General features: G+C 39.7%; 20 protein-coding genes. 13 read left to right on the top strand and 7 right to left on the bottom strand.

The features are described 5' to 3' along the window. The first annotated feature begins 14 nt into the window (after nt 1–14). The 8 genes from HQK88_05840 (at nt 15) to HQK88_05875 (ending at nt 8,642) form a co-directional block, all read left to right on the top strand. Nucleotides 15–1,460 carry a c-type cytochrome gene (locus HQK88_05840; GenBank protein MBF0616323.1) on the top strand — a complete coding sequence of 482 codons (1,446 nt, stop codon included), beginning with the start codon at nt 15–17 and terminating at the stop codon, nt 1,458–1,460. A gap of 35 nt (nt 1,461–1,495) precedes the next feature. Beyond that, nucleotides 1,496–1,972 carry a nitrous oxide reductase accessory protein NosL gene (locus HQK88_05845; protein MBF0616324.1) on the top strand — a complete coding sequence of 159 codons (477 nt, stop codon included), beginning with the start codon at nt 1,496–1,498 and terminating at the stop codon, nt 1,970–1,972. Between the two features lie 187 nt (nt 1,973–2,159). Then, nucleotides 2,160–3,605: a PAS domain S-box protein gene (locus tag HQK88_05850; protein MBF0616325.1), complete on the top strand. Its 1,446-nt coding sequence runs from the start codon at nt 2,160–2,162 to the stop codon at nt 3,603–3,605. Between the two features lie 16 nt (nt 3,606–3,621). Beyond that, entirely contained in the window at nt 3,622–4,005 is a 384-nt protein-coding gene (locus HQK88_05855) for a hypothetical protein (GenBank protein ID MBF0616326.1), read from the top strand. Between the two features lie 190 nt (nt 4,006–4,195). Next, nucleotides 4,196–5,056: a PD40 domain-containing protein gene (locus tag HQK88_05860; GenBank protein MBF0616327.1), complete on the top strand. Its 861-nt coding sequence runs from the start codon at nt 4,196–4,198 to the stop codon at nt 5,054–5,056. Between the two features lie 51 nt (nt 5,057–5,107). Beyond that, nucleotides 5,108–6,691: a HAMP domain-containing protein gene (locus tag HQK88_05865; protein ID MBF0616328.1), complete on the top strand. Its 1,584-nt coding sequence runs from the start codon at nt 5,108–5,110 to the stop codon at nt 6,689–6,691. A 45-nt stretch (nt 6,692–6,736) separates the two neighbouring features. Then, the gene (locus tag HQK88_05870; protein MBF0616329.1) at nt 6,737–7,108 is read left to right on the top strand and encodes a response regulator; all 372 of its coding nucleotides are present in this window, start codon (nt 6,737–6,739) and stop codon (nt 7,106–7,108) included. 13 nt (nt 7,109–7,121) lie between these two features. After that, complete coding sequence (locus tag HQK88_05875; protein ID MBF0616330.1) at nt 7,122–8,642, top strand: response regulator; 1,521 nt, start codon at nt 7,122–7,124, stop codon at nt 8,640–8,642. Nucleotides 8,643–8,689: 47 nt separating this feature from the next. Here HQK88_05875 and HQK88_05880 read toward each other — a convergent pair whose 3' ends face one another. From HQK88_05880 to HQK88_05890, 3 genes are all read right to left on the bottom strand, one after another. Further along, nucleotides 8,690–10,339 carry a hypothetical protein gene (locus tag HQK88_05880; protein ID MBF0616331.1) on the bottom strand — a complete coding sequence of 550 codons (1,650 nt, stop codon included), beginning with the start codon at nt 10,337–10,339 and terminating at the stop codon, nt 8,690–8,692. Between the two features lie 149 nt (nt 10,340–10,488). Beyond that, the gene (locus HQK88_05885; GenBank protein ID MBF0616332.1) at nt 10,489–10,989 is read right to left on the bottom strand and encodes a hypothetical protein; all 501 of its coding nucleotides are present in this window, start codon (nt 10,987–10,989) and stop codon (nt 10,489–10,491) included. A 154-nt stretch (nt 10,990–11,143) separates the two neighbouring features. Then, nucleotides 11,144–11,902 (bottom strand): phosphate propanoyltransferase, encoded by a 759-nt coding sequence (locus HQK88_05890; GenBank protein ID MBF0616333.1) that lies wholly within the window; start codon nt 11,900–11,902, stop codon nt 11,144–11,146. A gap of 740 nt (nt 11,903–12,642) precedes the next feature. Here HQK88_05890 and HQK88_05895 point away from each other — a divergent pair. The 4 genes from HQK88_05895 to HQK88_05910 all read left to right on the top strand — a co-directional run bounded on the left by HQK88_05895 (nt 12,643) and on the right by HQK88_05910 (nt 18,331). Continuing rightward, the gene (locus HQK88_05895) at nt 12,643–15,570 is read left to right on the top strand and encodes an NACHT domain-containing protein (GenBank protein ID MBF0616334.1); all 2,928 of its coding nucleotides are present in this window, start codon (nt 12,643–12,645) and stop codon (nt 15,568–15,570) included. 333 nt (nt 15,571–15,903) lie between these two features. Continuing rightward, entirely contained in the window at nt 15,904–16,968 is a 1,065-nt protein-coding gene (locus HQK88_05900; GenBank protein MBF0616335.1) for a hypothetical protein, read from the top strand. Between the two features lie 8 nt (nt 16,969–16,976). Beyond that, nucleotides 16,977–17,399 carry a hypothetical protein gene (locus tag HQK88_05905; protein MBF0616336.1) on the top strand — a complete coding sequence of 141 codons (423 nt, stop codon included), beginning with the start codon at nt 16,977–16,979 and terminating at the stop codon, nt 17,397–17,399. A gap of 29 nt (nt 17,400–17,428) precedes the next feature. Continuing rightward, nucleotides 17,429–18,331 carry a P-loop NTPase gene (locus HQK88_05910; GenBank protein ID MBF0616337.1) on the top strand — a complete coding sequence of 301 codons (903 nt, stop codon included), beginning with the start codon at nt 17,429–17,431 and terminating at the stop codon, nt 18,329–18,331. Between the two features lie 53 nt (nt 18,332–18,384). Here HQK88_05910 and HQK88_05915 read toward each other — a convergent pair whose 3' ends face one another. Genes HQK88_05915 through HQK88_05925 form a run of 3 tightly spaced genes read right to left on the bottom strand, consistent with a single transcriptional unit; the run spans nt 18,385 to nt 20,363 of the window. After that, entirely contained in the window at nt 18,385–19,332 is a 948-nt protein-coding gene (locus tag HQK88_05915; protein MBF0616338.1) for a GGDEF domain-containing protein, read from the bottom strand. A 24-nt stretch (nt 19,333–19,356) separates the two neighbouring features. Beyond that, nucleotides 19,357–19,998: a hypothetical protein gene (locus tag HQK88_05920; protein MBF0616339.1), complete on the bottom strand. Its 642-nt coding sequence runs from the start codon at nt 19,996–19,998 to the stop codon at nt 19,357–19,359. Beyond that, on the bottom strand, nt 19,995–20,363 hold the full coding sequence (locus HQK88_05925) for a response regulator (GenBank protein ID MBF0616340.1): 369 nt from the start codon (nt 20,361–20,363) through the stop codon (nt 19,995–19,997). Before HQK88_05925 ends, HQK88_05920 begins: the two co-directional genes overlap by 4 nt. Before the next feature lie 196 nt (nt 20,364–20,559). Here HQK88_05925 and HQK88_05930 point away from each other — a divergent pair, with 196 nt between their 5' ends. Next, the gene (locus HQK88_05930; protein MBF0616341.1) at nt 20,560–21,363 is read left to right on the top strand and encodes a hypothetical protein; all 804 of its coding nucleotides are present in this window, start codon (nt 20,560–20,562) and stop codon (nt 21,361–21,363) included. A 3-nt stretch (nt 21,364–21,366) separates the two neighbouring features. On the opposite strand, the gene HQK88_05935 is transcribed toward HQK88_05930, so the two are convergent. Continuing rightward, nucleotides 21,367–21,798, bottom strand: coding sequence for a hypothetical protein (locus HQK88_05935; GenBank protein ID MBF0616342.1), 432 nt, complete (start codon nt 21,796–21,798; stop codon nt 21,367–21,369). Between the last annotated feature and the right edge of the window lie 38 nt (nt 21,799–21,836).

Consider the following 21,836-nt stretch of genomic DNA (forward strand, 5'->3'; position numbering starts at 1 on the left):
GAAGGAGTGGGAAAATGAAGAAAATTCTTTTAACGATACTACTGACTGTGGTTTTATGCTCGGCGTGGTATTTATCAGCAAGCGCTGAGGACAGTCAGGGCAAGAAACTCTATAACGGGTGGTGCGCACAGTGCCACGGTTATGACGGCGATGCCAAGTCCTACACGGATAAGTTTTCTGTACCAAAACCCAGGGATTTCACCATGGGTACATATAAATTCAGATCAACACCGTCTGGGGATCCACCAACTGATGCAGATATTACAAAGATTGTCAGAAATGGTAACCCTGGCACATCGATGCCTCCCTGGACTAGATTTACCGATGATGAGGTAAAGGCGATTGTTGCTCACGTTAAGACGTTTGCTCCGGACATATTTAAAGATGCCGGTAAGCCCATAACCATAGGAACGCCTCCAAAGGCCAGTGCTGCGCTAATAGCAAAGGGCAAGGAGCTCTTTAACAAGGCCAAGTGTGTGGAGTGCCACGGCAAGGCCGGGCGTGGTAACGGAGAGAAGGGCTGGCAGGAAAACTTTAAAAACGACTGGGGAGACCCTATAACCCCTGCCAATTACACTCATCCGTGGGAGTTAAGAAACGGCTCAACCGTTGAAGATATTTACAGGACAATATCGGTAGGATTGGGCGGAACCCCTATGACCTCTTATATGGATTCACTTAAGGATGAGGACAGGTGGGCCCTGGCTGTGTTTATAAAGTCGCTGCAGGAGCAGAGAAAACTGGGAGTTGCCATAAAGATCAAAAAAACTGCTGCAATTCCTGCAAAAGTGGATGATCCGGCGTGGGATGGCACAGAGTATATGGATTTGCCTATGGGCGGGCAGCTCATGTTTGAGCCACGTGATTTTACGCCTCTTATCACTAACGTCAGAGTCAGAGGATTGTATTCGGATAAGGAATTTGCAATTATGGTGGAGTGGAGTGACAAAAGGCCCAACACCGGTGCTGATGGTAAGCCTGCTGACGGTGTGTGGATTCAATTTCCGGAAAAAGTAACAGAGGAGGCGGAAAAGCCCTATTTCTTCATGGGTGATAAAAAGCATCCCGTGCATCTCTGGAACTGGAAAGCCTCTGATACTGGTAAGGTGACAGAACAGATAGCTAAGGGATATGACAATGTAGCGGATTTACCAAAACAGGACGTAACTGTAATAGCAGGTTATAACGACGGCCTGTACAGGGTGGTCTATAAAAGAGCACTGAAAACAAGCACTAAGGATGATTTCGAAGTACTGCCTGGCAAGTTTGTACCGTTTTCAATAGCGGCATTTGACGGACAAAATGGCGAAAGCGGCATAAAGGGCGCTGTGTCAGCATGGTATTACCTGATGCTTGAGCCAGCAACACCACTAAGAGTATATGTGTTTCCACCTCTTGTAGCGCTCTGCGTGTTTGTTGGCGGGTTGTCGCTTAGCAGGAGTTTAAGGTCTAAAAAATAGTGAAGGGTTTAACATTAAATAGTTGGTTGTTAACCGTGTCACTGTTGTTTATAGTTGGTTGTTCCAAAGGGGAGGATACTAAAAAATATCCTCCCCTTCCATTAGACAAAAACAGTGTGTGCAGTGTCTGTGCAATGCCACTTTTGGAATTTCCCGGCCCCAAGGCACAAATAATTTACACAGACGGCCGACATGACTTCTTTTGTGGCACACTGGATCTGTTTACATTTTATCTGCAGCCTGACAGCCCCAAAAACATTGCTGCCATCTACGTAAACGATATGGGGAAAGAGGACTGGAGCAATCCAACAGGGCACTGGATAGATGCAAAGACGGCAATTTTGGTTTATGGAGCTGAGGTCAGGGGCGCTATGGGAGACATACTGGTTCCATTTTCCTCTCAATTGCAAGCGAATGACTATATAGCAAAATACCGCGGCAGGCTGGTTGGTTTTAATGAAATTAACATGGAGATGTTGCGGCCTTTTATGACAGATCACCACAAAAAATAGTAGAATACCGGGTAGCCTTCACTCGTCCAACTTTGAAGGCACACGTCGCAAGCTCATCGCCACCTGCCTTTGTAAGCATACCAGAAAATTGACTTTACTTTGGATTTAATCGTATTATTTAACCATAGGGCAGGGACAATGTTGATATTTCACTATGAAAGGTAAATGCTTTTAAGAGGTGGGGTTTTTGGGAGCTGATAGTTTTGCAAATAAAACAAATACATCCATCAGCAAGCTTATAGGGGAATCCGAACAACAGCGCTCGGTCTTAGCGGAGCTGCAAGCTATACTGGACAATCTGCCAATCGGCATTGCCTACATAGATAAGGATTACAACATAATAAAGGTTAATAAATTCGTTTGCAAGCATGTTGGATTCTCCGAGGAAGAGCTCTCTGGCCATAAATGCTTCGACATGATTGGCGAATATGCACGCGATAACTCACGGACGGGAACAGATAAAATATGCAGTTATTGCATGCTGGCACAGAGCGCCAAAGAAAAAAGGCTGCTGAATTACGAATTTAGATATAAAGACTTTTATATGAGAAAGACAGTAGTGCCTGAGTATGACGAAAATGGCGAATTATATCGTTTTCTTGAAATAGTCGAGGATATAACCAATGACCAATCCAGACAATTACTGGAAAGCATAGCCCATGGCATTACCGATGAGATTATGCTTTTAAGCAATGATTTTAAAATCTTATGGGCTAATAATGCCACATTGAACAAACATGCCTGTCAAATGAGCGAGATAGTTGGAAAGTCATGTTTTGAGATGACAAGACATCATGGATGTTCATGCCGCACCACAAAGTATCCTTGCCCTATAATTGAATGGAACAAGACGGGAACGCTGATGACTGCGACACACATTCATACCAATTCAGACGGCACACAACTCTATGCTGAGGTCACGGTTTATCCCATTTTAGACTTATACGGTAGAGTTTCAAAATTTGTACATTTAGCTAAAGACATTACGACTCGAATCAATATGGAGGATCAGCTAAGGGAATCTATTGCGGAAAAGGAGATATTGCTTAGGGAATTACACCATCGCTCAAAAAACAACATGACGATGATATCGAGCATCTTAGGTTTGCAGGCCATGACCATCGAAGACGAAAAGGCAAAACGCAAATTGCTGGAATGCCAGGACAGGATTAAGGCAATGTCTCTCGTTCACGAAATCCTGTACAAATCGGAAAGTTTGCAAAGCGTTAATCTCAGTGAATACCTGAAAAAGATTATACCAGCGTTGAAAGATTCTTACGATACTAAACCCGTCGATATAATAACAGAAATAGAGGATAGTATATTGCTCGATATTGATACGGCAATACCCCTGGGTATCGTCATTAACGAACTGATTACCAACGCGTACAAATATGCCTTTACCGATTGTGATGTCAGGGAGATAGGCGTGACGGCACATAAAGCAGATGATATTATTCACATAACCGTAAGAGATAACGGCGTTGGAATGCAAACCAAGATAGATTTCGATAAAGTCAAAACAATGGGGCTTAAGCTCATAAATATCCTTATAAAACAGATGCACGGCAGCATAGAGACAAATGTCAGCAATGGGACGGATTTTCACATAAAAATCAAACCGAGGATTTAAACAGGAGTTATAAACTATGACTGTTGACGAAAGAGTAAAGCAACTGACAGAAACTCTCATACATAACGATAATTTCGGCGATATTAACAACGCGTTTCTTGATTTAACCGAAGACCCTGAGTTCCGGCTGCTTGGAAAGCCGGAGATAAACGATAAAATTAAGGAAACCGTTACAGCCGTATCAAAGGTAGTAGTAAAAGACGCAAAAATAGATGAATTTATGTCTTTACGTGTCAGTAAATATCAACTATGGCACGGTTGTTTTTTTGTAAATAACCGGCTGGCAACGTTTTTTTATTTTGAAGAGTTCAACATGGGACTCCTTGCAATCACCAAAACAAGAAATCATACGGATCTTATAAGGATTACTCTGTCCAAACATTCACACCGTTTTCATTAAACGAAACAGATAAGAAATAATCTGCTGCTTTCTTTCCCGGTTTCGATACGTTTAATGGATAGATATTGAGTGGGGTTTCAAGATCATTTCTCAAAAATATTTGAAGCATTTGTCATGACATATTGCTATACTACATATATAATAAGGTCTGCTTTTTAACAAATCACTTTAAAAGGAGTAATAATGCAATATGAAAAAACATATATTATTAATCTTATTGCTGATAAGCCTCGTTAGTTGTTCTAAAAACGGTGAGCTTATAGTGTTTTCATCTAATATGCATGGCAATTACGATATATATGCAATCACCCCTGACGGGGAAAAACTAACACAATTGACCAAAAGCGATTGGGACAATAATTACCCCTCCATTTACAAAAACGGCGACGTTGCTTATATATCAAGGGAAAGCGGTAAAGACGACATATATAAACTAAATATCCGTGATAAGAAATCAGTGCGCCTCACTTTTTTACGGGGATTTAACAGATACCCAACTTTTAGCCCTGATGGCAAAAATATTCTTTTCATCTCCAACAGAGACGGTACTAACTTTCAGATATATCTAATGGACTCCGATGGACAAAAACAGGTACGGTTAACAAAAAATAGTTACGACGACCGTTCTCCTTCATATTCTCCCGATGGTAAAAAGATTGTTTTCTGTTCAAAACGGCAAGACGAATACTATAACATATATGTAATGGACAGTGAAGGCAAAAACGAAACTCACCTCACTGATAATCATTCCGACAACTTTGCGCCGAGATTCTCCCGTGACGGTGCTAAAATAGCTTTTTATTCCGACATGGACGGCAATTATGGTATTTACATAATGAATGCCGATGGCACGGATTTGCATAAGATATCAGGCGCTCAAGCCTCAGTGTATCCTTATTGGTCCCCCGACGGTAATCGTCTGGTATATATAGTGTTTGGAGACAATGACAGTAATTTGGTTATATCTGATGCGGATGGTAAAAACATAAAACAGCTTACCCACTTTAAATCCATGAACCTTACGGCAAGATGGGAAAAACTGGAGCGGTAATTTTTTAGTTAACTCATTTAAGCATAAGAATTATAACATCTGTTAAATACTATGAAAAAAAATAAATACATATCGTTAAATATCAAACTTGTGGTTTTCATTTTGGTAGTAATAATAATTTTGAGCCTGAGTTTTCTCTATGATTTTAAGACTATCAGTTATATAAACGGCGAATCCGAAAGAGTGCATATAGCCAGTGAACTGAGATGGAAGGCGCTGGAATTAATGTGGTCTATAATGGAAAGCAGCGAGTCGAGAGACCTTCTTTTGGGCGAATATACCGAGAAAAACATAGAAAACTACTTAAAACGGCTGGATAAGATAATTCACGCCATAAAAGAAGGAGACGACACTATGGGACTGCCGCCTCTTAAAAATAAGGATACCCTGCTTCTTTACGAGGATGTCTTTGTCAAATGGGAGGCTATGAAATCTGTCATCCATAAAATGGTCGGCTCCTCCGCAACAATAGCAATAAAAACAATAAAACAAAATGACGGCACCATGCGGGATTTCGTTCAAACTCTGGATAAATTCGTTAATCACATCCAAATGGATTATAGAAACAGGTTGAAGCATCTATATATAGTCAAGTATAACATGCTTGCGTTTTTTCTTCTTATGACATTTCTGTCATTTATTGTTATGAGAACAATTGTACTACGTCCCGTCTTAAAGTTGATAGAGGGAGTCAGGCGGGTATCAGAAGGTAATTTCGATACTGAAATCGTATTAAAAAATAACGACGAAATAGGGGAACTTGGCATACATTTTAATAATATGGCAGCTGCTCTAAAGGTGTCATTTACTGAACTGGAAAACTTTGCCTCCAATCTTGAGCAAAAGGTCAAAGAACGGACTTACGAACTTGAATACGCTAAAATACAGGCAGAACAGGCCAATAAGATTAAGTCCAGTTTTCTTGCCAATATGAGCCATGAACTGCGCACGCCACTTAACTCCATTATTGGTTTTTCACAGGTGCTTATCGACGGATTGTACGGAGCTCTTAATGACAATCAGAGGCTGTATACTGAAAATATTTTAAAAAGCGGCGACCATCTGTTGAAACTTATTAATGAGATACTGGATTTGGCTAAAGTCGAATCAGGCAAGGTCGAACTCGAAAAGAACCTTTGCCGGGTCAGGGATATAATAGAAATGTCTGTGATAATGTTAAAAGAAAAGGCATTAAAGCAAAGCATACGCTTAACCACGGAAATAGCTCCCGATGCGGATATGGAAATATTAGCAGATGATGGAAGGCTAAAACAAGTACTTTTCAATCTGCTCAGCAATGCCGTTAAGTTTACCCCGGCAGGGGGCAGCGTTAAAATAACCGCTATAGTTAAATCTCCGCCGGGTTCCGGTAATTTCATAGAGATATCCGTAAATGATACAGGCATAGGCATTAAAGAAGAGGATTTAACAAAACTATTTACCGAATTTACCCAGTTAGACTCCTCGTATAAGAAGAGATACGAGGGATCCGGACTTGGTCTGGCTTTTTCAAAAAAACTGGTAGAGCTTCATGGTGGAACTATCGGAGTGGAAAGCGTGTTTGGTAAGGGTAGCAGGTTTTATTTTACTATACCCGCTGTAACGATGTATAATACTAAAAGCGAATCCCAATGATTTTTAAATGTTGTGTGTTTAGTAATGTTTTACGGGGGGTACAGCATGGGGGCAAAGATTATCGTAATCGAGGACAACGAGACTAATATGTTGCTTCTTAAGTCCGTCCTGACTTATTATGGTTACGAGGTAATAGAGGCTGTGGATGGTTACGAGGGCGTGAGAATGGCTAAGGAAATAGTGCCGGATCTGATTCTTATGGACATACAGATGCCGGTTCTGGATGGCATGGATGCATTAAAAATGTTGAAAGACGACATTATTACGAAAAACATTAAGATAATAGCGGTGACCTCAAATGCAATGAAAGGAGACAAGGAAAATTTACTTAGTTTAGGGTTCGACGGCTATGTGCCAAAGCCCATAGATACCAGACAGCTGCCCAGTATTATAGAAGAGTTTATAAGTAAAAAATGAGGGGATTCAGCTTATGATAAATAAAAAAAAGAAAGTACTATGCGTAGATGACGAGGTTATGAATCTGCAGTTGCTGGAGGCGATTCTAAAGCCTGCCGGGTACGAGACTATTCTTTCCGCAAGCGGCATAGATGCGCTTAATATAATACAAAAAGAACGGATAGACATTGTACTTTTAGACGTCATGATGCCTGGGATGGATGGTTATGAGGTATGTAAGACACTTAAAAACAGCGTAAACAGATACATCCCAGTTATAATGATAACCTCCCTGACCCAGAAAGACGAACGAATAAAAGGAATAGAGGCCGGGGCAGAAGAGTTCCTGACAAAACCGTTTAATTTTGCAGAGGTGCTTGCCAGGGTCAAGATGCTACTTAAGATGAAAGACCTTAACGACAGGCTTGACTCGGCTTACAATAATATCGTAAATATGACACTCTACGGTGAATCCTCAATCCAGATTTTCAATCCCCTGGTCTTTGACCTGCAAGGCTCTATAGACAACATGGCGGCACGTGCTATAAGACAGAAGCACGAGAAGGATGAACGTCCGGAGATATTCGTAGTCGGTATTTTTAACGAAAAGGAACATAAATGGACATGGACTATATACAGATTTATGGAAAATGGAACAAAAAAAGAATATGTTGGAAATGCCCTTGAACATTTTATAATTATTCCCGGAAAAGGGCAATCCGGTACGATGTATTTAAATTCAGTTGACTTTGAAAAATCCGGCATGTCCACATTTTTAAGCGAGATAAATAAATATAATCCCGTAATTGATAACATGGTTTCATATACCAGCAGTATGCTTTGCGTTTTTGCCTTCAACTATGGTTATGAAGTCTCCGCATACGATGCCTCGGTACTGAATAACTTCGTTGTGCAAAGCCTGTTCTTTAAACAATTATCCTCGCAGATTAAAGAAACTGAGGACGCCTTCGATTACCTGGTGTACGCACTGGCAAGGGCCTCCGAGGCAAACGACGAGGACACGGGTAATCATATCCTGAGGGTGGGCAGTTATTGCGGTGTCATTTCAAAACAAATGGGGCTTGACGATAAATTTACACGGGCGATTAAACTCCAGGCAACGCTCCACGACGTGGGTAAAATACACACCCCTGCGGCAATCCTCAAAAAACCGGGCACACTTACCCCTGAGGAATGGAAGGAGATGCAAAAACATACCATTTATGGCGCTAAGATTATAGGAGACCACTTCAGGCTTACAATAGCAGCCAACATAACCATAACACACCATGAGCGATGGGACGGCAGCGGTTATCCTTACGGGCTGAAAGGAGAGCAGATCCCATTAGAAGGAAGAATCATAAGCATAGCAGACATCTATGACGCCCTGAGAAATCCGCGCGTTTACAAACCGGCTTTCGACAGCGACACTACCAACAGGATAATTACAGAGGGTGACGGACGGGTGATGCCAGGTCATTTCGATCCCAAAGTATTGGATGCCTTTAAACACAGCACCTCGATGTTCGAGCAGATTTATGAGGAATTAAAGTGATTACATTGAATTTGCCTGTGTGATGAATAACCTCGATCTATCTGTTACTAAGCAACAAGTCTGAAGTATAAATCATCAATGTTTTTATCCAGAGATTCTGTATCTACAGGCATATCTGAGGAGGCGGCATCATCCTCAAGGCCAAACCGCTTTGATATTAATTGCGTAAGCTGTAGCAGCTCTGGTGTAAGACTGCCGGTTTTGGAGATTTCCTCAAGAGATTTTTTTGCCTCTTCTTTTCTGTCACGTCCTGCAAGGCAGTGGGCACGCATGACAATGCATTGCTCCTTTTTATATTTGGATAAATCCACTACGTTACAATCAAGGATTTCTTCTGCGCTTTCAAAATCCCTTGCCCTTATTTTGGCAACAGCAAGAGCATTTGCAAAGTATTCTTTGTTACTTTTTGATGGTGAATTCTCAAATCCATATTCCAGTCGTCTTATAGCTTCTTGTATATTACCAGTTCTCAGATAATACATAGCTGAGACATGATATTCTATAAAATCATCACTCGTTATCGGATAATCATTTCTGAGATTAGGAAACACATCGTCAAATTTGCCCATTAACATGTATATGACATTGCGTCCGTTTCTTGCTACTACATTTTCAGGAAACTTCACAATAGTTTCTTCATATATTCTACGAGCCTCATCAAAATCTCCCTTGTGCTTTAAAACCTCGGCGTGTTGATTATAAACAACAGGATCGTTGACATTAAACATAATGGCATATTGAACAAGTTCATCGGCAATATCAAGCTGATTACATTCTAATGCAAAAGTTGAAAGAGAACAGAGTGTTTTTGCTATATGTTCTTTTTTCCCCGTAGCCCTGTGAAAGACCTCAAGGCCATGAAGAAAACGAAGCACTTCTATTTTATTTCCTTGTTTGATATTTTCTTTTATCGCAGCTATTTGTTTATCAGCAGCAGTTTTTGTCTCAAACGCCAATAGTTTTTTTGAACGATCTCTTTTATGTTCTTTTTTATATTCATCAACTGATACTAATAATTCATCTATCATTTCAGGATATGACTTTTGTTTAACACGCGATTTGGCAGCTGTTTTGAGTTCTTTCCCTTCAACAATAGTTTCAGTTTTCTGTAGTGGTTTAACTTCTGAGTTTTTTAGAATTTTTGCTTTAAAATCGTTAAGGAGTTTTGGCATGCCATGATAAGTTTTTGTTAACGCAGGTAACATCCCAAAATTAACAACGGCCATATTGATTGCTTTTTTTACGTCATCACTTGCAAAGGCGGAAACCATTGAGGTAAAAACGCTGTGGTCAATTAAAAACTTCTCAACCTCATTTTTGTCGCCATAATTTCTGTATTCGCTCCAGTTTATCTCATTCCATGACTTCAGGACAACCTCGATATTTGGTTGAGAGTTCAGCACCTCTTTGTATAGTTTCACTAAGTTAAAAGCTGAAATTTCCTCTGCCAGAGTGATTGCTGAATGTATGTCGGCATCCTTAGGTAACAGGCGGCTTAATAGCCTCCCTCTGACAAAATTTAAAGTTTCATTATCAAGTATATCCTCTTGCACATTTTCCAGTACCGACTTACGGGTTTCATCCTGCAAGTCTGTGTCCATACCGCTTATTACAAAGGAGAGCGTTAAGTGTAAGTTGTTTTTGGTTTGCAGGGTCTTTTTTAATGATTCAGGTGTTAAATCCGCATCATTTATCACATCGTAATCGTGTGAAAAATTAAAAAATAACGAAAAATAATGATTTGTACACTCTACAGGTTTATAGTCATCATCAGCCTTTATAAGAAAGTACGTATCGCTGTCCTTAATAGATGGCCATCCCTATTTGAGCTGACAGATACGCCTCTTCAATCATCTCTTTCCACCCACTCTCTGCCTGTCTTCTTTAACTTATCCTTAATCACCAAAAACTGGCTCTTCTCATGCCTTTTCCCACGCTTAGAACAGCCTGAAACCGAGTCTATGGCCATATTAGTAAACCCACCGTAAATGTGAACCTCTATAAAATCATCGGTATTTCTGTCACTATCTCCAGATAGTAGTATTTTACCATACTCATCTTCAGAAGTGTTTTTTATTTTTTCAGACAATTTGGATACGGCAAGTTTATGTCTGTTTTCCCATGTCGAACGATACCCATGCGGTATGTCAGACTCATAGACAGTCAAACCTCTTTTTGCAAAAAAGAAATACGAATTGTCCTCTAAAAGAGATGCCCTTTGAGAAATAGCAGCGTCTTTTAATTTCATTGTAAAATTGCCGTAAGATTTTAAACCTCGTCCATCAACAGACAAAGCGGCATAGACAATACTTTTACCCTCATGTGCAAAAAACTTTGCTTCTATCATTAGTCTTTTTGACTCATCTTCAAATGTGGCCGGTCTCCTTATGAGTTAAAAACAAACCTGAACCTCTGACAGCAATCCTCGTACACAAAATAAAATAATTGATTATTATAGTTGTCAGCAGGGATGTGACACTCACATCCCTGCTGATTGGTATTCAGTTCTGTACAGCTCTGAGAGCGTTTCGCTCTGTAATATCCTCAAGAAAACCAATGGCGCCGCTTTCTATTTCTGCAGCATTTGCCTCGTCTGTATCAATGTGCATATCAAGATTAAAATCCCTGTGCACTCTGACCACCACGTTTCCAAAAATCAGCTCACGCCCGGTCTTTACCTTTACCATTACAACGTCTGTGTCTGTAACGTTGTAGGTGGTTGCCTGTTGAGGGGACATATGGATATGGCGTCTGGCGCAAATTACACCCTTATTTAGTTTAAGCTCACCACTGTCGCCCTGAAGCACTATCCCAGGAGTTCCCTCAATATTGCCTGAGTCTCTGACAGGCGCGTTCACGCCAAGTTTAAACTCCTCGGTTCTTGAAATCTCTACTTGCGAGTGGCTTCTGAAGGGCCCGAGAATTCGCACTCTCTCAACAACCCCCTTAGGCCCTATCAGATTGACACACTCGTTAGCGGCAAATTGCCCGGGCTGGCTAAGCATAACCTTTGGGGTAAGATCCTCTTTGCCGTTAAATAACACGTGAAAGTCCTCCCTGCTTAAATGCACATGGTGCGCTGATACGTTTATTGGGAAAGGATTTTTCCATGGCTCAGGTTTGCCCTCCTCAGGGAGCAGCTCTTCTATTGCCCTGATAACTCCTTCACCCTGTACATCGCTAAAACCGTTAAGCACGGTCTCCTCTATGTTTGTGCTGCCAAACAGGCTGAAATACGATTTTATGTACTGCTTTGCCATATCGCAGTAGCCGGATAATGCCGCTTTTGCAGCCTCATCTTTGCCCTCAGCCGCCTTGATTGCAAACGCTATATCCTCTGCGGTTTTGTTTTCCATCACACACTTTTCGTTACCATTTAAGACGTCCTCAATTTCACTTATTACGCAGCCCATCCTCATTAAAAATATAACGTTATAGATGTATAAAATACTCTCCAGACGATCCTTAAGAGGAAATGTACGGTCATTTTCAAAACAAACTTTAAGTGACCTTTTCAGCTTGCCTATGTTTAACCCTCCGTTCATCTTGCCACCTCCTTAATCTGTTAATTACTTAATCGTCAGATAAATTATCTTCTTAAGCGGCCTTTAAAACTTTAGCCCTCCTGTAAACTTTAATTATAGTCTCCAGATGTTCATATAATTACAATTGCAAGGACTGTGCCAAATTAAATTCCTTTAATTACAGGGAGTTAGAAAATATTAACGGGAAAAATCTACCTTTTAAGTCAAATTTTGCCGATAAATGTAACTTTTGCTATGTGGTATATACGACATATATTGTGTACTAATTGCCTTATTTGTAGTGCTATTATTATTATATTGTCATGTTTCAAATATATAAACGTTTTTCAAAGAATGTCCGGTCGCTCTTATTAGCGCTTGTAATTTGCCTTTCTTCTGTTTTACTGATTTGTTATGCGTCTGATAAATTTCTTCATAAGTTATGTTTCATTCTTTCTCTTTCAGTAATTTTGTTTATGACAAGAAAGATATGGTTTTTTGATGAACTGTGGAATGTTTTTATCAAAAATCTTAAGCTAGAATTATCCATAAACGCAATTGCAACGATCACGTCTGTTTCTCTTTCGTACGGTGTGTTTAAGGCATCTGTCGAATTAGTGCTATTGTGGTCAAAAAACACAGCACTGGCAAATCACTACCCATATCTGAGTAAATATGCAGCGACAGAGCAGTTAATGTTTATTCTCATTTTAATCTCACTTTTTATCTTGTTGACGGTAATTGCCTTTATAAGAGGCGATACGACAACTATGAGAAAACATCCCAGGCCGATAGAAAAAAAAATACCCGTTATTGAATTTAAACAAAAATTACTGTCTTTTTGCAAAACTTTGAAAAATAACCTAATTAAAATTGATGAAGAGACCAATTGGAGTATGGAGGTTTTCACTCCGCTTGATGCTGAGGTGGAAATAAGAGAGACAAAGAGAAGCACCAGAAAAATAACCGATCTTTTAAATGCCATTAAGCGGGACAAGAAAAGCAGGACATTTTTAGTTCTTGGCGATCCGGGTTCAGGTAAAAGCGTAGCATTGAGAAAACTAAGCATAGATCTCATTGATGAGGTGGCAGAGACTGACCGCATTCCGATATACGTAAACCTCAGGGAGTGGACTGTAGAGAAGGCGTGGAGCGATTATAACCCCCCTACCGTATCTGATCTGCACAATTTCATCATTGAACACATCAAAAGCAGCGGCAATGTATTTTCCAGCGATTTTGTAGATTACTACTTTGATAAATTGTTTGAAGGCGGCTATCTTTTTTTTATTTTAGATTCATTTGACGAAATCCCACAGGTTCTTGATGTTAATGAGTCGTCGTGGCTTATAGATAAACTATCCGAGGTAATTTATGATTTTCTTCACAGCGGTATTTACACACGGGGAATTCTGTCTTCAAGATTTTATAGAAGGCCGGCAGAGAAGTATCAAGCAGAGACAATACTTGAGATCAGACCTTTTACAGAAGTTAAAATCATTGAAAACATGAAAAAGAGTCTTTATTTCGATAAAAAGTTGATTGATAAATTATTTAAAGAAAGAAGAGAACTGATACCGGTAGCCAGAAACCCGTTTACAGCCGCCCTGATCTTAAATTATGCAAAAGACCACAATAACGATCTACCAGCTAATCAAGCGGATCTCTACTCAACGTATATAAATAAACGGCTTATGCTTAAATCTTGTCAGGAAAGAATAACAAAGAAAAAACTTTCAATTGAGCAAATTATAAAATGTGCATCAGAGATTTCGCTCCTGATGTTTGAAGTACCAACGTATGGCCTTGAAGCACCAATGGAAAAGCTTAAAGAATCTCTGCAGAGCTATCCGGTTGGAGAAATACTGGACGTGTTAACCTTTGGACGGTTGGGACGGGTTGGACAGGGAAATGACAGAAACTTTAGCTTTGCCCATAGAAGATTTAATGAATATTTCTTAATAAGCAATTTCTTAGATAATCCCAGCCATGTGCCGGAGGATGCAATTCCCACAGATTCCAGATGGCGTGATGCGCTTGCTCTTTATTGTGAAGTTGGTGATGAAAAAGAAGTTCAAAAAATAGCGGATTTCTGTTGGTTAGAGATAAAGACGGTTATAGAAAATAAAATAAAGAGAAATCAACCGCAGTATATGCGGGCAATACACTGCCTTCGGTTTTTAAATGATGCTTTCCATGTACGGAAACACCTAGTGTCGTCTTTCAGAGGCAGACTTTCAGATTTTATTTTGTTACAACTGTCAACACACACAGACCTTCTGTCAAAAAAATTAGCCGTTGAATTAGCAGGACTTCTTGATGACACTGAAATTGATGCAATTGTTATAAGAGCCTTTGAGGTTGAAAACAGGTGGATTAGTGAAACTGCGCTCAGAGCTTGCAGACACCTACCGAATTTAAGCAAAAACCTGGAAAACAGATTATTGGATTATATTAAAAATTTTAGTTTTCAAGATCTTATACCATTAAAAAAAGAACTCCTTTTTTCGCTAAGCCTTTCTGTGGGCTTTGCAAAAATCAAAAAACTTTTTGTACTAAGAATTGCTGAATACTACGCAGGTATTGGTATTATTATTTTGTTAGCAGCCGGTTATTTCCCGTTGTCGCTGATGATAATTGCAATTGCTTTAGTTGCGGTTTTTGTGATTACTCTATATAGGATTATAAAATCCTCTCAATTAACGTTCCATGAAAATTTTAGAGAAGCTTTTGGCCTTCTTTCAATCTGTACATCTATTCAGTTGCTGCTATCTCATATTTTTGGGAAATATGGCACAAAGAACTTAATTTCCGAAAAACTTAACGATTATTTCAGCACCATACATTTTGCCGGTTTGATAGAGCCTGCTGGTATCTTTAATAAAATATCATTGCTAAATAATATCAATTTTACTGTTCTAAGTTTTGTCCTTTCATATATAATTATCAGGCCAATATATTTTTGGAAACTGATAAAGGAAATTCCCAGGATTAGTTCAATAATTCTTTATACTGTTGGTTTAACAGTATTGTATGTATATTTTACGAGATTGAATCTGTTTATCCCGTACGACACAGGCGTATATTACAGAATAACATCAATAACAATTATTGCAATATTATCTATATTTTTTATGTTCAGACTCAATATAATAGAACTAATCAAGGATAGTTTAATATTAAGAAAGTCTATGTTTCATAACAATATTGCAAGAGAGGAGATTGCCGTATATCTTAAGAGGCTTAAGACAACAATAGGCAGAGCACAATTCGTAAAAACACTGAAAAACAGAAATATCGAATTTACCGGTGTTTGGCCTGATGGCATAATGCCCGATAAAAATGACGAGGCAAGTATTCTTTTGGCCCAACTTGAGGAAAAGCAACTTAAACTGGACAGATAGGCCTATTGGTTATATTTTTATTTAGCCAGCCTACACCCCCATTTTTATAAAAAAAACATAAAGTATCACTTGATTTTACCGATAACATTACTATATTATATAGGCGTTGCGCCGTCATTATAAATATAACGAGGGAAAACCTCAGAAAAACAACTGCTTAGTTGAAAAAGGAGGCACTTAATGTCAGAAGAAAACGATCTTCAGTACGAGATAGAGAGGCTAAAATCAAGGCTGGGTGATATGGAATCACAAAATGCACAAACTCCCCCCCCTGCTCCTTCATTCAGTGCGCCGCCCCCGCCATCCTACGACAAACCTGTTTCAGATGCACGGATAGAATCTGCCTACAGAACAACGGAAAAAACTACGGTTAACTCAGACAGAGAGCCCGGTGCCTCCTCCGAAAGTCCATTTGGTCCCATAGGAATGGATATCGGCACAAGTAATATCGTTTTGGCGCAGAACAAGGGAAACAGTATCCATATTGTTAAACAGGTAAATGCTTTCTTTACAATACCGCAGTCAAGATTTACAAAGTCAATTCTTAATAAAAATGATGTAACGTTTATTGAATTTGACAAGCAATACTATATAATCGGTTACTCTGCAGAAAATTTCGCAAATATGTTTAATTCCAATACAAGAAGGCCTATGGAAAGAGGGTTTCTTAGCTCCCGTGAGAATGAGGGCATAATCCTCATGCAGTCAATAATAAAAACTGTTGTGCAAAAACCGAAAAAGTTTGGCGAGATTTTGTGTTACAGCGTGCCCGGCGATCCCGTCGGCAGCACTGTGCTTTCGATAGGCCATCAATCAATTTTAAAGATGTTTTTTGAATCTCTCGGATTTACGCCAGTGCCAATAAACGAGGGGCTTGCAGTGGTCATGTCTGAGCTTGCCGACAATAATTTCACAGGAATCGGTATAAGCATGGGTGGCGGCATGTGTAACGTTTGCTTGTCATATCTGTCCGTACCGGTAATCACATACAGTATCCAAAAAGGCGGAGATTACATTGATGAGATGGTTAGCAGAGATGTAAATGAATCGGCAACCAAAATAAAAGTAATAAAAGAGGAGGCGTTAGACCTCTCATCCCTTCCCACAAACAAGGTAGAAATGTCCCTTCACATTTACTATATGGATGTGATAAACTCGCTTGTACAAAGCCTGCAGCACGTGATATCCTCCTCGGATAAGGTACCCAAAATCACATCCCCCATTCCAATAGTGCTAAGCGGCGGAACGTGTATGCCTAAGGGGTTAAGGGAAAGAGTGGAAAAGGCACTGAGCGCTATACGAATGCCTGTGGATGTTGCAGAGGTAAGAATGGCGAAGGATCCTTTAAATGCCACATCTAAGGGAGCCCTTGTCATGGCCATGAGTGAGGAGCGGTAGCTTTTTGAATGCCGGCTACGGTCATAATTTTCTCATCTGATGAGATACGTGGAAATGTTTTAACAAAGATATTTAGGAAAGGTGGCTGTGAAAGTCTGTTATATAAGGCAATAGCAGACGTTAATGCTTTGGCAGGTCAATTAAACCCTGACGTAATCGTGTTAGATACAAGCAGTTTTTTCCCCACCGAGCTTGAGAGTTTAGCGGGCAAATTAGTGCCTGATTTAAAAGCGCACATCGTGTTGTTGTCTGAACCTGATGACAGTGTTTTAAGTACCCTTGCCTCTGCTTACTGTCCGTTAAATCCCTTTGACCCTGAAGGGATATTTGCTGAGGCTATAAAACTTATCGGCTCAGAAAAGAAAAAGGAACCTTTAGGCCAATCAAAATCGTTAATTGATACGTTAAAAAGGTATCTTAGACTGGATTAAAAAGTAACAGCGTAACTCTAATATAACAGATGGATAAAAAAACAATATGCTCAATTTTGGGGCCAAAGGGCGGCGTTGGAAAGTCCAATGTATCGGCAAATCTGGCCATCTCACTTGCTCAGATGGGCAAGCGGGTGATAGCCGTTGACCTTGACCTGGGCGGAGCAAATCTTCATGCGATTTTAGGAGTAAAAGAGGTTCGTTATACGCTTGAGGATTTAATTTTACGGAAAGTTAAGACACTTCAGGAGACAGCGATAGATTCCGGTTTTAAGAATCTCAGAGTCATATGCGGAGGCACTGATGTTCATAATATAGCAAACATATCGTTCCAACAAAAAGTAAAGCTAATAAACCACATAGCGCGCCTTGATTGTGACGTTGTAATTTTAGACCTTGCTGCTGGCTCATCATACAATGTTGTGGATTTTGCATTTATAGCCAATCGCAATCTTCTTGTGACAACTCCGGAGGTCACATCGCTGATGAAAGTTTATACGTTTATAAAGTCAGCAGTTTTCAGATTATTGACGGTAATATTTAGGGATGCAAAGGTGGTTGACCTGCTTGATATTGTGGAGAGAGCAAAAGATGTTTCGGCTAATCCTCATTTAAAGTCAATTGAAAACGTGCTCAATGAGGCTGAAAAGATAAGCCCAGCAGCTGTGGTTTTAGCCCGTAAGAAACTTGGCAGTTTCATTCCTGATATAGTCATAAACCGCGTACAGAGTAAAAATGACGCTCAGGTAGGAACTGTGGTTGCAAAACTTCTTAAAGACTATGTTGGAATTGAGAGCAATGTTTTAGCATACATACCTGAGGATGAGGCCGTAAAAAAAGCAATACTGACACTTAAACCTGTTATGGCAGCAAGCCCTCAGTCGGAGTTCTCAAAATCTATCCTTAAAATCGCTGCGGCTTTAACCACATAATACCAATCAGTGAACATTAAGGGACGGAATATTTGATGCGATGAGGATTAAAATTACTCTCCGGTAAATATGGTAAGTCTGTTGCGACCCTCTTTTTTTGACCTGTAAAGGGCAATGTCGGCCTCGTTAACCAATTGTAAGTAATCACCCAACGAGTCTTTGTAGCAGGATAGTCCAAGACTTATAGTAACTTTTATAGTGTTTTCGTTAAACACCACCGAACTTGCCTCCACCTTCTGCCTTATTCTGTCGCAAACCAGACCGGCTGTTTGCAGATCTGTTTCAGTTAATACTATCAGGAACTCCTCCCCTCCGTACCTTGCCAGTACGTCTGACAACCGCAGCTCAGCAGTGACGATTTTTGTTACCTGCCGCAGCACTTCATCACCAGCCTGATGTCCATAGTTATCGTTTACTTTTTTGAAGAAATCTATGTCAAGCATTGCCACGGTAAACATATTTCCGTATCTTTTAGACTTATTGAATTCCTGCTCCAATTGTTTTTCCATATACCTGCGGTTAAACGCTGAGGTAAGCACATCATATTGACTTAACTGCTCGAGAGTGGAATTTATCTCTTTTAATTCCTCAAGCTGTTTTTCATAAAGAGCAACGTTGGTCATGTCCTGAATTACGATGGTCGCATAGTCTTTTTCACAGGATGCGTCCAGCACAGGTAAAAACACACAGTCCTGAAACATAAACTCTGCAGAACCGGTAATAGGGTGGGTTTGAGTAAACTTAAACAAGTATGGCCGCTGCCGCCAGGATGTGAAGGAGAAATTCTTTAGCAGAAAAACACTTCTTAATTTTAAATCCAGCCACTCCTTAGGCAAATACGGAAAAGCATCAAATATGTTACGTCCTATTATCTCCTCAGAACTCAGCCTGCTGTGTTTTTCCATAAACTTATTCCAGACAACTACCGTGTATGCCTGATCAAGCACAACAACCCCAACACTGATATCCTGCACAATGATTCGTAAAACATTATTGTCCATACCTTGAGTGCATACCTCCGGAAATTACATCAATTCAAGTTTTTTGTCTAAAAAGGTTTTTATGGTCTCAATGGACTTCTCTGACATAAAGGCAAGCAGGTCACTTTTAAAACCATCAGTTTGAAGCTTAAAATTAATTTTCACAAAAAGAGTATAATCCCAGTGCAATTGCCGCCTCATAAAAATGCTGTATAAGAGTTTGTTCATTTCCATCTTCTCATTTAAAACAGAAGGTTGTGAAAAAGTCATTTCACTTTTAAATAATTGTTTTGAAAATCCGTTAATGCTTGCTCCGCTTACTATATTGGAGACTTCAAGAAGCAATTCGTTTTGTTGATCTATGTTTAGAGTGCTGCTGTATCCAAGAATGTCAGCTATTGTGGAATAAGAGTTTTCGGCAAAAAAAACAATAGTTTCGCCCTCAATTAGGTTATCATTGTAAAAACTCTGCCTGATGGCAGTCACCACCTCGTCTTTATTGTAGGTGGAACTTTCGGTGATTGCCTCTATGATTTTTTCAGCAGGTACAATCTTTATATCCGGTATGGATAGCTCTACAAAGGAATTCAGGAGGACAGCAAGTCCCCGTCCAGCTTGTCCCATTGCCACATTGAACAATTCTTTTAAGAGGTCGTATTCATCCTCGTTATATTCAAGCTGTTTCATATAAAATTGTTCTTACGGAGGACCTCTAAAACGGCATCACAATCAAGTGGCTTGCACATAAACTCTAAAGCACCCAGTTCCCTGACCAGCGTTTGAGCCTTTGGTTGAATATCAGCAGAGAGCACGATGACTTTTATCTTTATCCCTTCTGCTTTTATCGTTCTTAATACATCAAACCCATCCATCACAGGCATAGTCAAATCCAAAAACATAAGATCATACTTACCGCTGCGGGCACACTGAAGTGCTTCTAAACCGTTTACTGCCTCATCAATTGTAATATCCTCTATGGGAAACAATTCCTGTAGTTCTCTGCACAGAACTCTCCTTGCACTTCTTGAATCATCCACAACAATTATAGACATTCCCACTTGCGTCCCTCACTCATCGTGTTTATTAACACTCTTGTGGATTATGTTAACATAAAACCATCACAAAAAATCAGTACCACTGCTTGTTAAAGAAATAATTTTAGCCGCTTTTATCAGATTTATCACAAAAATACCAGCAAAATATCGGATAATTAATTAAGAGTAAAAGACTTTATAAGAGGAGTAAACATTGGGCACAAACGGAAATAATACAAAATCAACAGAGAAAACAGCATCACATTCGGTAGATTTTAAAGTTGGAGGTACCACCGGTAGCCATGAATTCACGTTTAAATCGGACACTACTAAAAACGGCACAAAGGTATCATTTGTTCCCGTTGATGATACCGCATATTACAAACTCTATCCGGGTGGAAAGAGTCCGTCTCTTTGGGTCAACGAGGGTTCTGTCTCAAATCAGGGAACAGTGAATGAGGATATTGAGGAGTATGTGTCTGTAGTTAAAAGTAAGACTGCCTCATTAAGCTCAGAACCATCAGGCACGGTAAGTGCAGAGTGGTCGGGAAACCATGAGGGCTCTGACACCTTTACAGTAAGCGGTAAAACCATCACTTTTTCAAAAGTGACAACCGGAGTGCTTAAATGCTCCTTTACGGCTACGTACGATTCCCTTGAAATCACGTGTAAAGAGACAGTGAAAGTTCTGGTTATCGCCTCAACAGATGACCGCAAAGGCAGCAAAACAATAGATTTCACAGGTTCAGGCACGCAGCGGGCAACGTATCTGACTATAAAAGATGCCTGCAGTAAAGAAATCCTTGAAAGCGTCAGCGTATATATTGATAAAAACGACGGTGACGGTTATCAATTCATCGGAACAACCAACTCAAGCGGACAGCTATATCTCGGAGACCTCATAACTAAGAAAAAATACAAATTGAAAATGAAAAAGACTGGTTATCAGGACTCAGAGAGCGATACCATTAAAAACGATGAGTTCACAGTGCCGGAGGAAAGCACCACCAGTGGTTAAAAACTATGATACTCTTGTTAGTTTAAAAGGACGGTCAACTGAAAAAGAGGAGTTATCAAGTTCCTCACGTACTATATGGCGCACTCTACCTTCAAAAGCCTCAAACTTGGCATCTACTTTTTTATCAAAAACCTCAAACTTGGCATCAACTTTTTCCTCAAAAGCGTCAAACTTAGCATCAACTTTTTCCTCAAAAGCGTCAAACTTAGCATCAACTTTTTCCTCAAAAGCGTCAAACTTATTATCAACTTTTTCCTCAAAAGCCTCGAACTTAGCATCAACTTTTTTATCAAAAGCCTCAAACTTAGCATCTACTTTTTCCTCAAAAGCCTCAAACTTAATAGCAACTCTCTTATCAATGGCTTCTACCAACTGTGGTATAACCTGCTCCAGAGCCTCAATAACAACTTCTTTTATCACTTTTTTGTCGTCCATATTTTTAATATACCAAAAAAATAAAAAAAAGGCAAACC

The sequence above is a fragment of the Nitrospirota bacterium genome (assembly GCA_015233895.1).
Taxonomy (GTDB): domain Bacteria; phylum Nitrospirota; class Thermodesulfovibrionia; order Thermodesulfovibrionales; family Magnetobacteriaceae; genus Magnetomonas.

Excerpts from the sequence above, each read along its gene's own strand:
- HQK88_05840 (MBF0616323.1), top strand. The coding sequence starts at position 15 with ATGAAGAAAATTCTTTTAACGATACTACTGACTGTGGTTTTATGCTCG.
- HQK88_05855 (MBF0616326.1), top strand. The coding sequence starts at position 3,622 with ATGACTGTTGACGAAAGAGTAAAGCAACTGACAGAAACTCTCATACAT.
- HQK88_05860 (MBF0616327.1), top strand. The coding sequence starts at position 4,196 with ATGAAAAAACATATATTATTAATCTTATTGCTGATAAGCCTCGTTAGT.
- HQK88_05865 (MBF0616328.1), top strand. The coding sequence starts at position 5,108 with ATGAAAAAAAATAAATACATATCGTTAAATATCAAACTTGTGGTTTTC.
- HQK88_05870 (MBF0616329.1), top strand. The coding sequence starts at position 6,737 with ATGGGGGCAAAGATTATCGTAATCGAGGACAACGAGACTAATATGTTG.
- HQK88_05875 (MBF0616330.1), top strand. The coding sequence starts at position 7,122 with ATGATAAATAAAAAAAAGAAAGTACTATGCGTAGATGACGAGGTTATG.
- HQK88_05885 (MBF0616332.1), bottom strand. The coding sequence starts at position 10,989 with ATGATAGAAGCAAAGTTTTTTGCACATGAGGGTAAAAGTATTGTCTAT.
- HQK88_05890 (MBF0616333.1), bottom strand. The coding sequence starts at position 11,902 with ATGGCAAAGCAGTACATAAAATCGTATTTCAGCCTGTTTGGCAGCACA.
- HQK88_05895 (MBF0616334.1), top strand. The coding sequence starts at position 12,643 with ATGACAAGAAAGATATGGTTTTTTGATGAACTGTGGAATGTTTTTATC.
- HQK88_05905 (MBF0616336.1), top strand. The coding sequence starts at position 16,977 with ATGCCGGCTACGGTCATAATTTTCTCATCTGATGAGATACGTGGAAAT.
- HQK88_05910 (MBF0616337.1), top strand. The coding sequence starts at position 17,429 with ATGGATAAAAAAACAATATGCTCAATTTTGGGGCCAAAGGGCGGCGTT.
- HQK88_05915 (MBF0616338.1), bottom strand. The coding sequence starts at position 19,332 with ATGGACAATAATGTTTTACGAATCATTGTGCAGGATATCAGTGTTGGG.
- HQK88_05920 (MBF0616339.1), bottom strand. The coding sequence starts at position 19,998 with ATGAAACAGCTTGAATATAACGAGGATGAATACGACCTCTTAAAAGAA.
- HQK88_05925 (MBF0616340.1), bottom strand. The coding sequence starts at position 20,363 with ATGTCTATAATTGTTGTGGATGATTCAAGAAGTGCAAGGAGAGTTCTG.
- HQK88_05935 (MBF0616342.1), bottom strand. The coding sequence starts at position 21,798 with ATGGACGACAAAAAAGTGATAAAAGAAGTTGTTATTGAGGCTCTGGAG.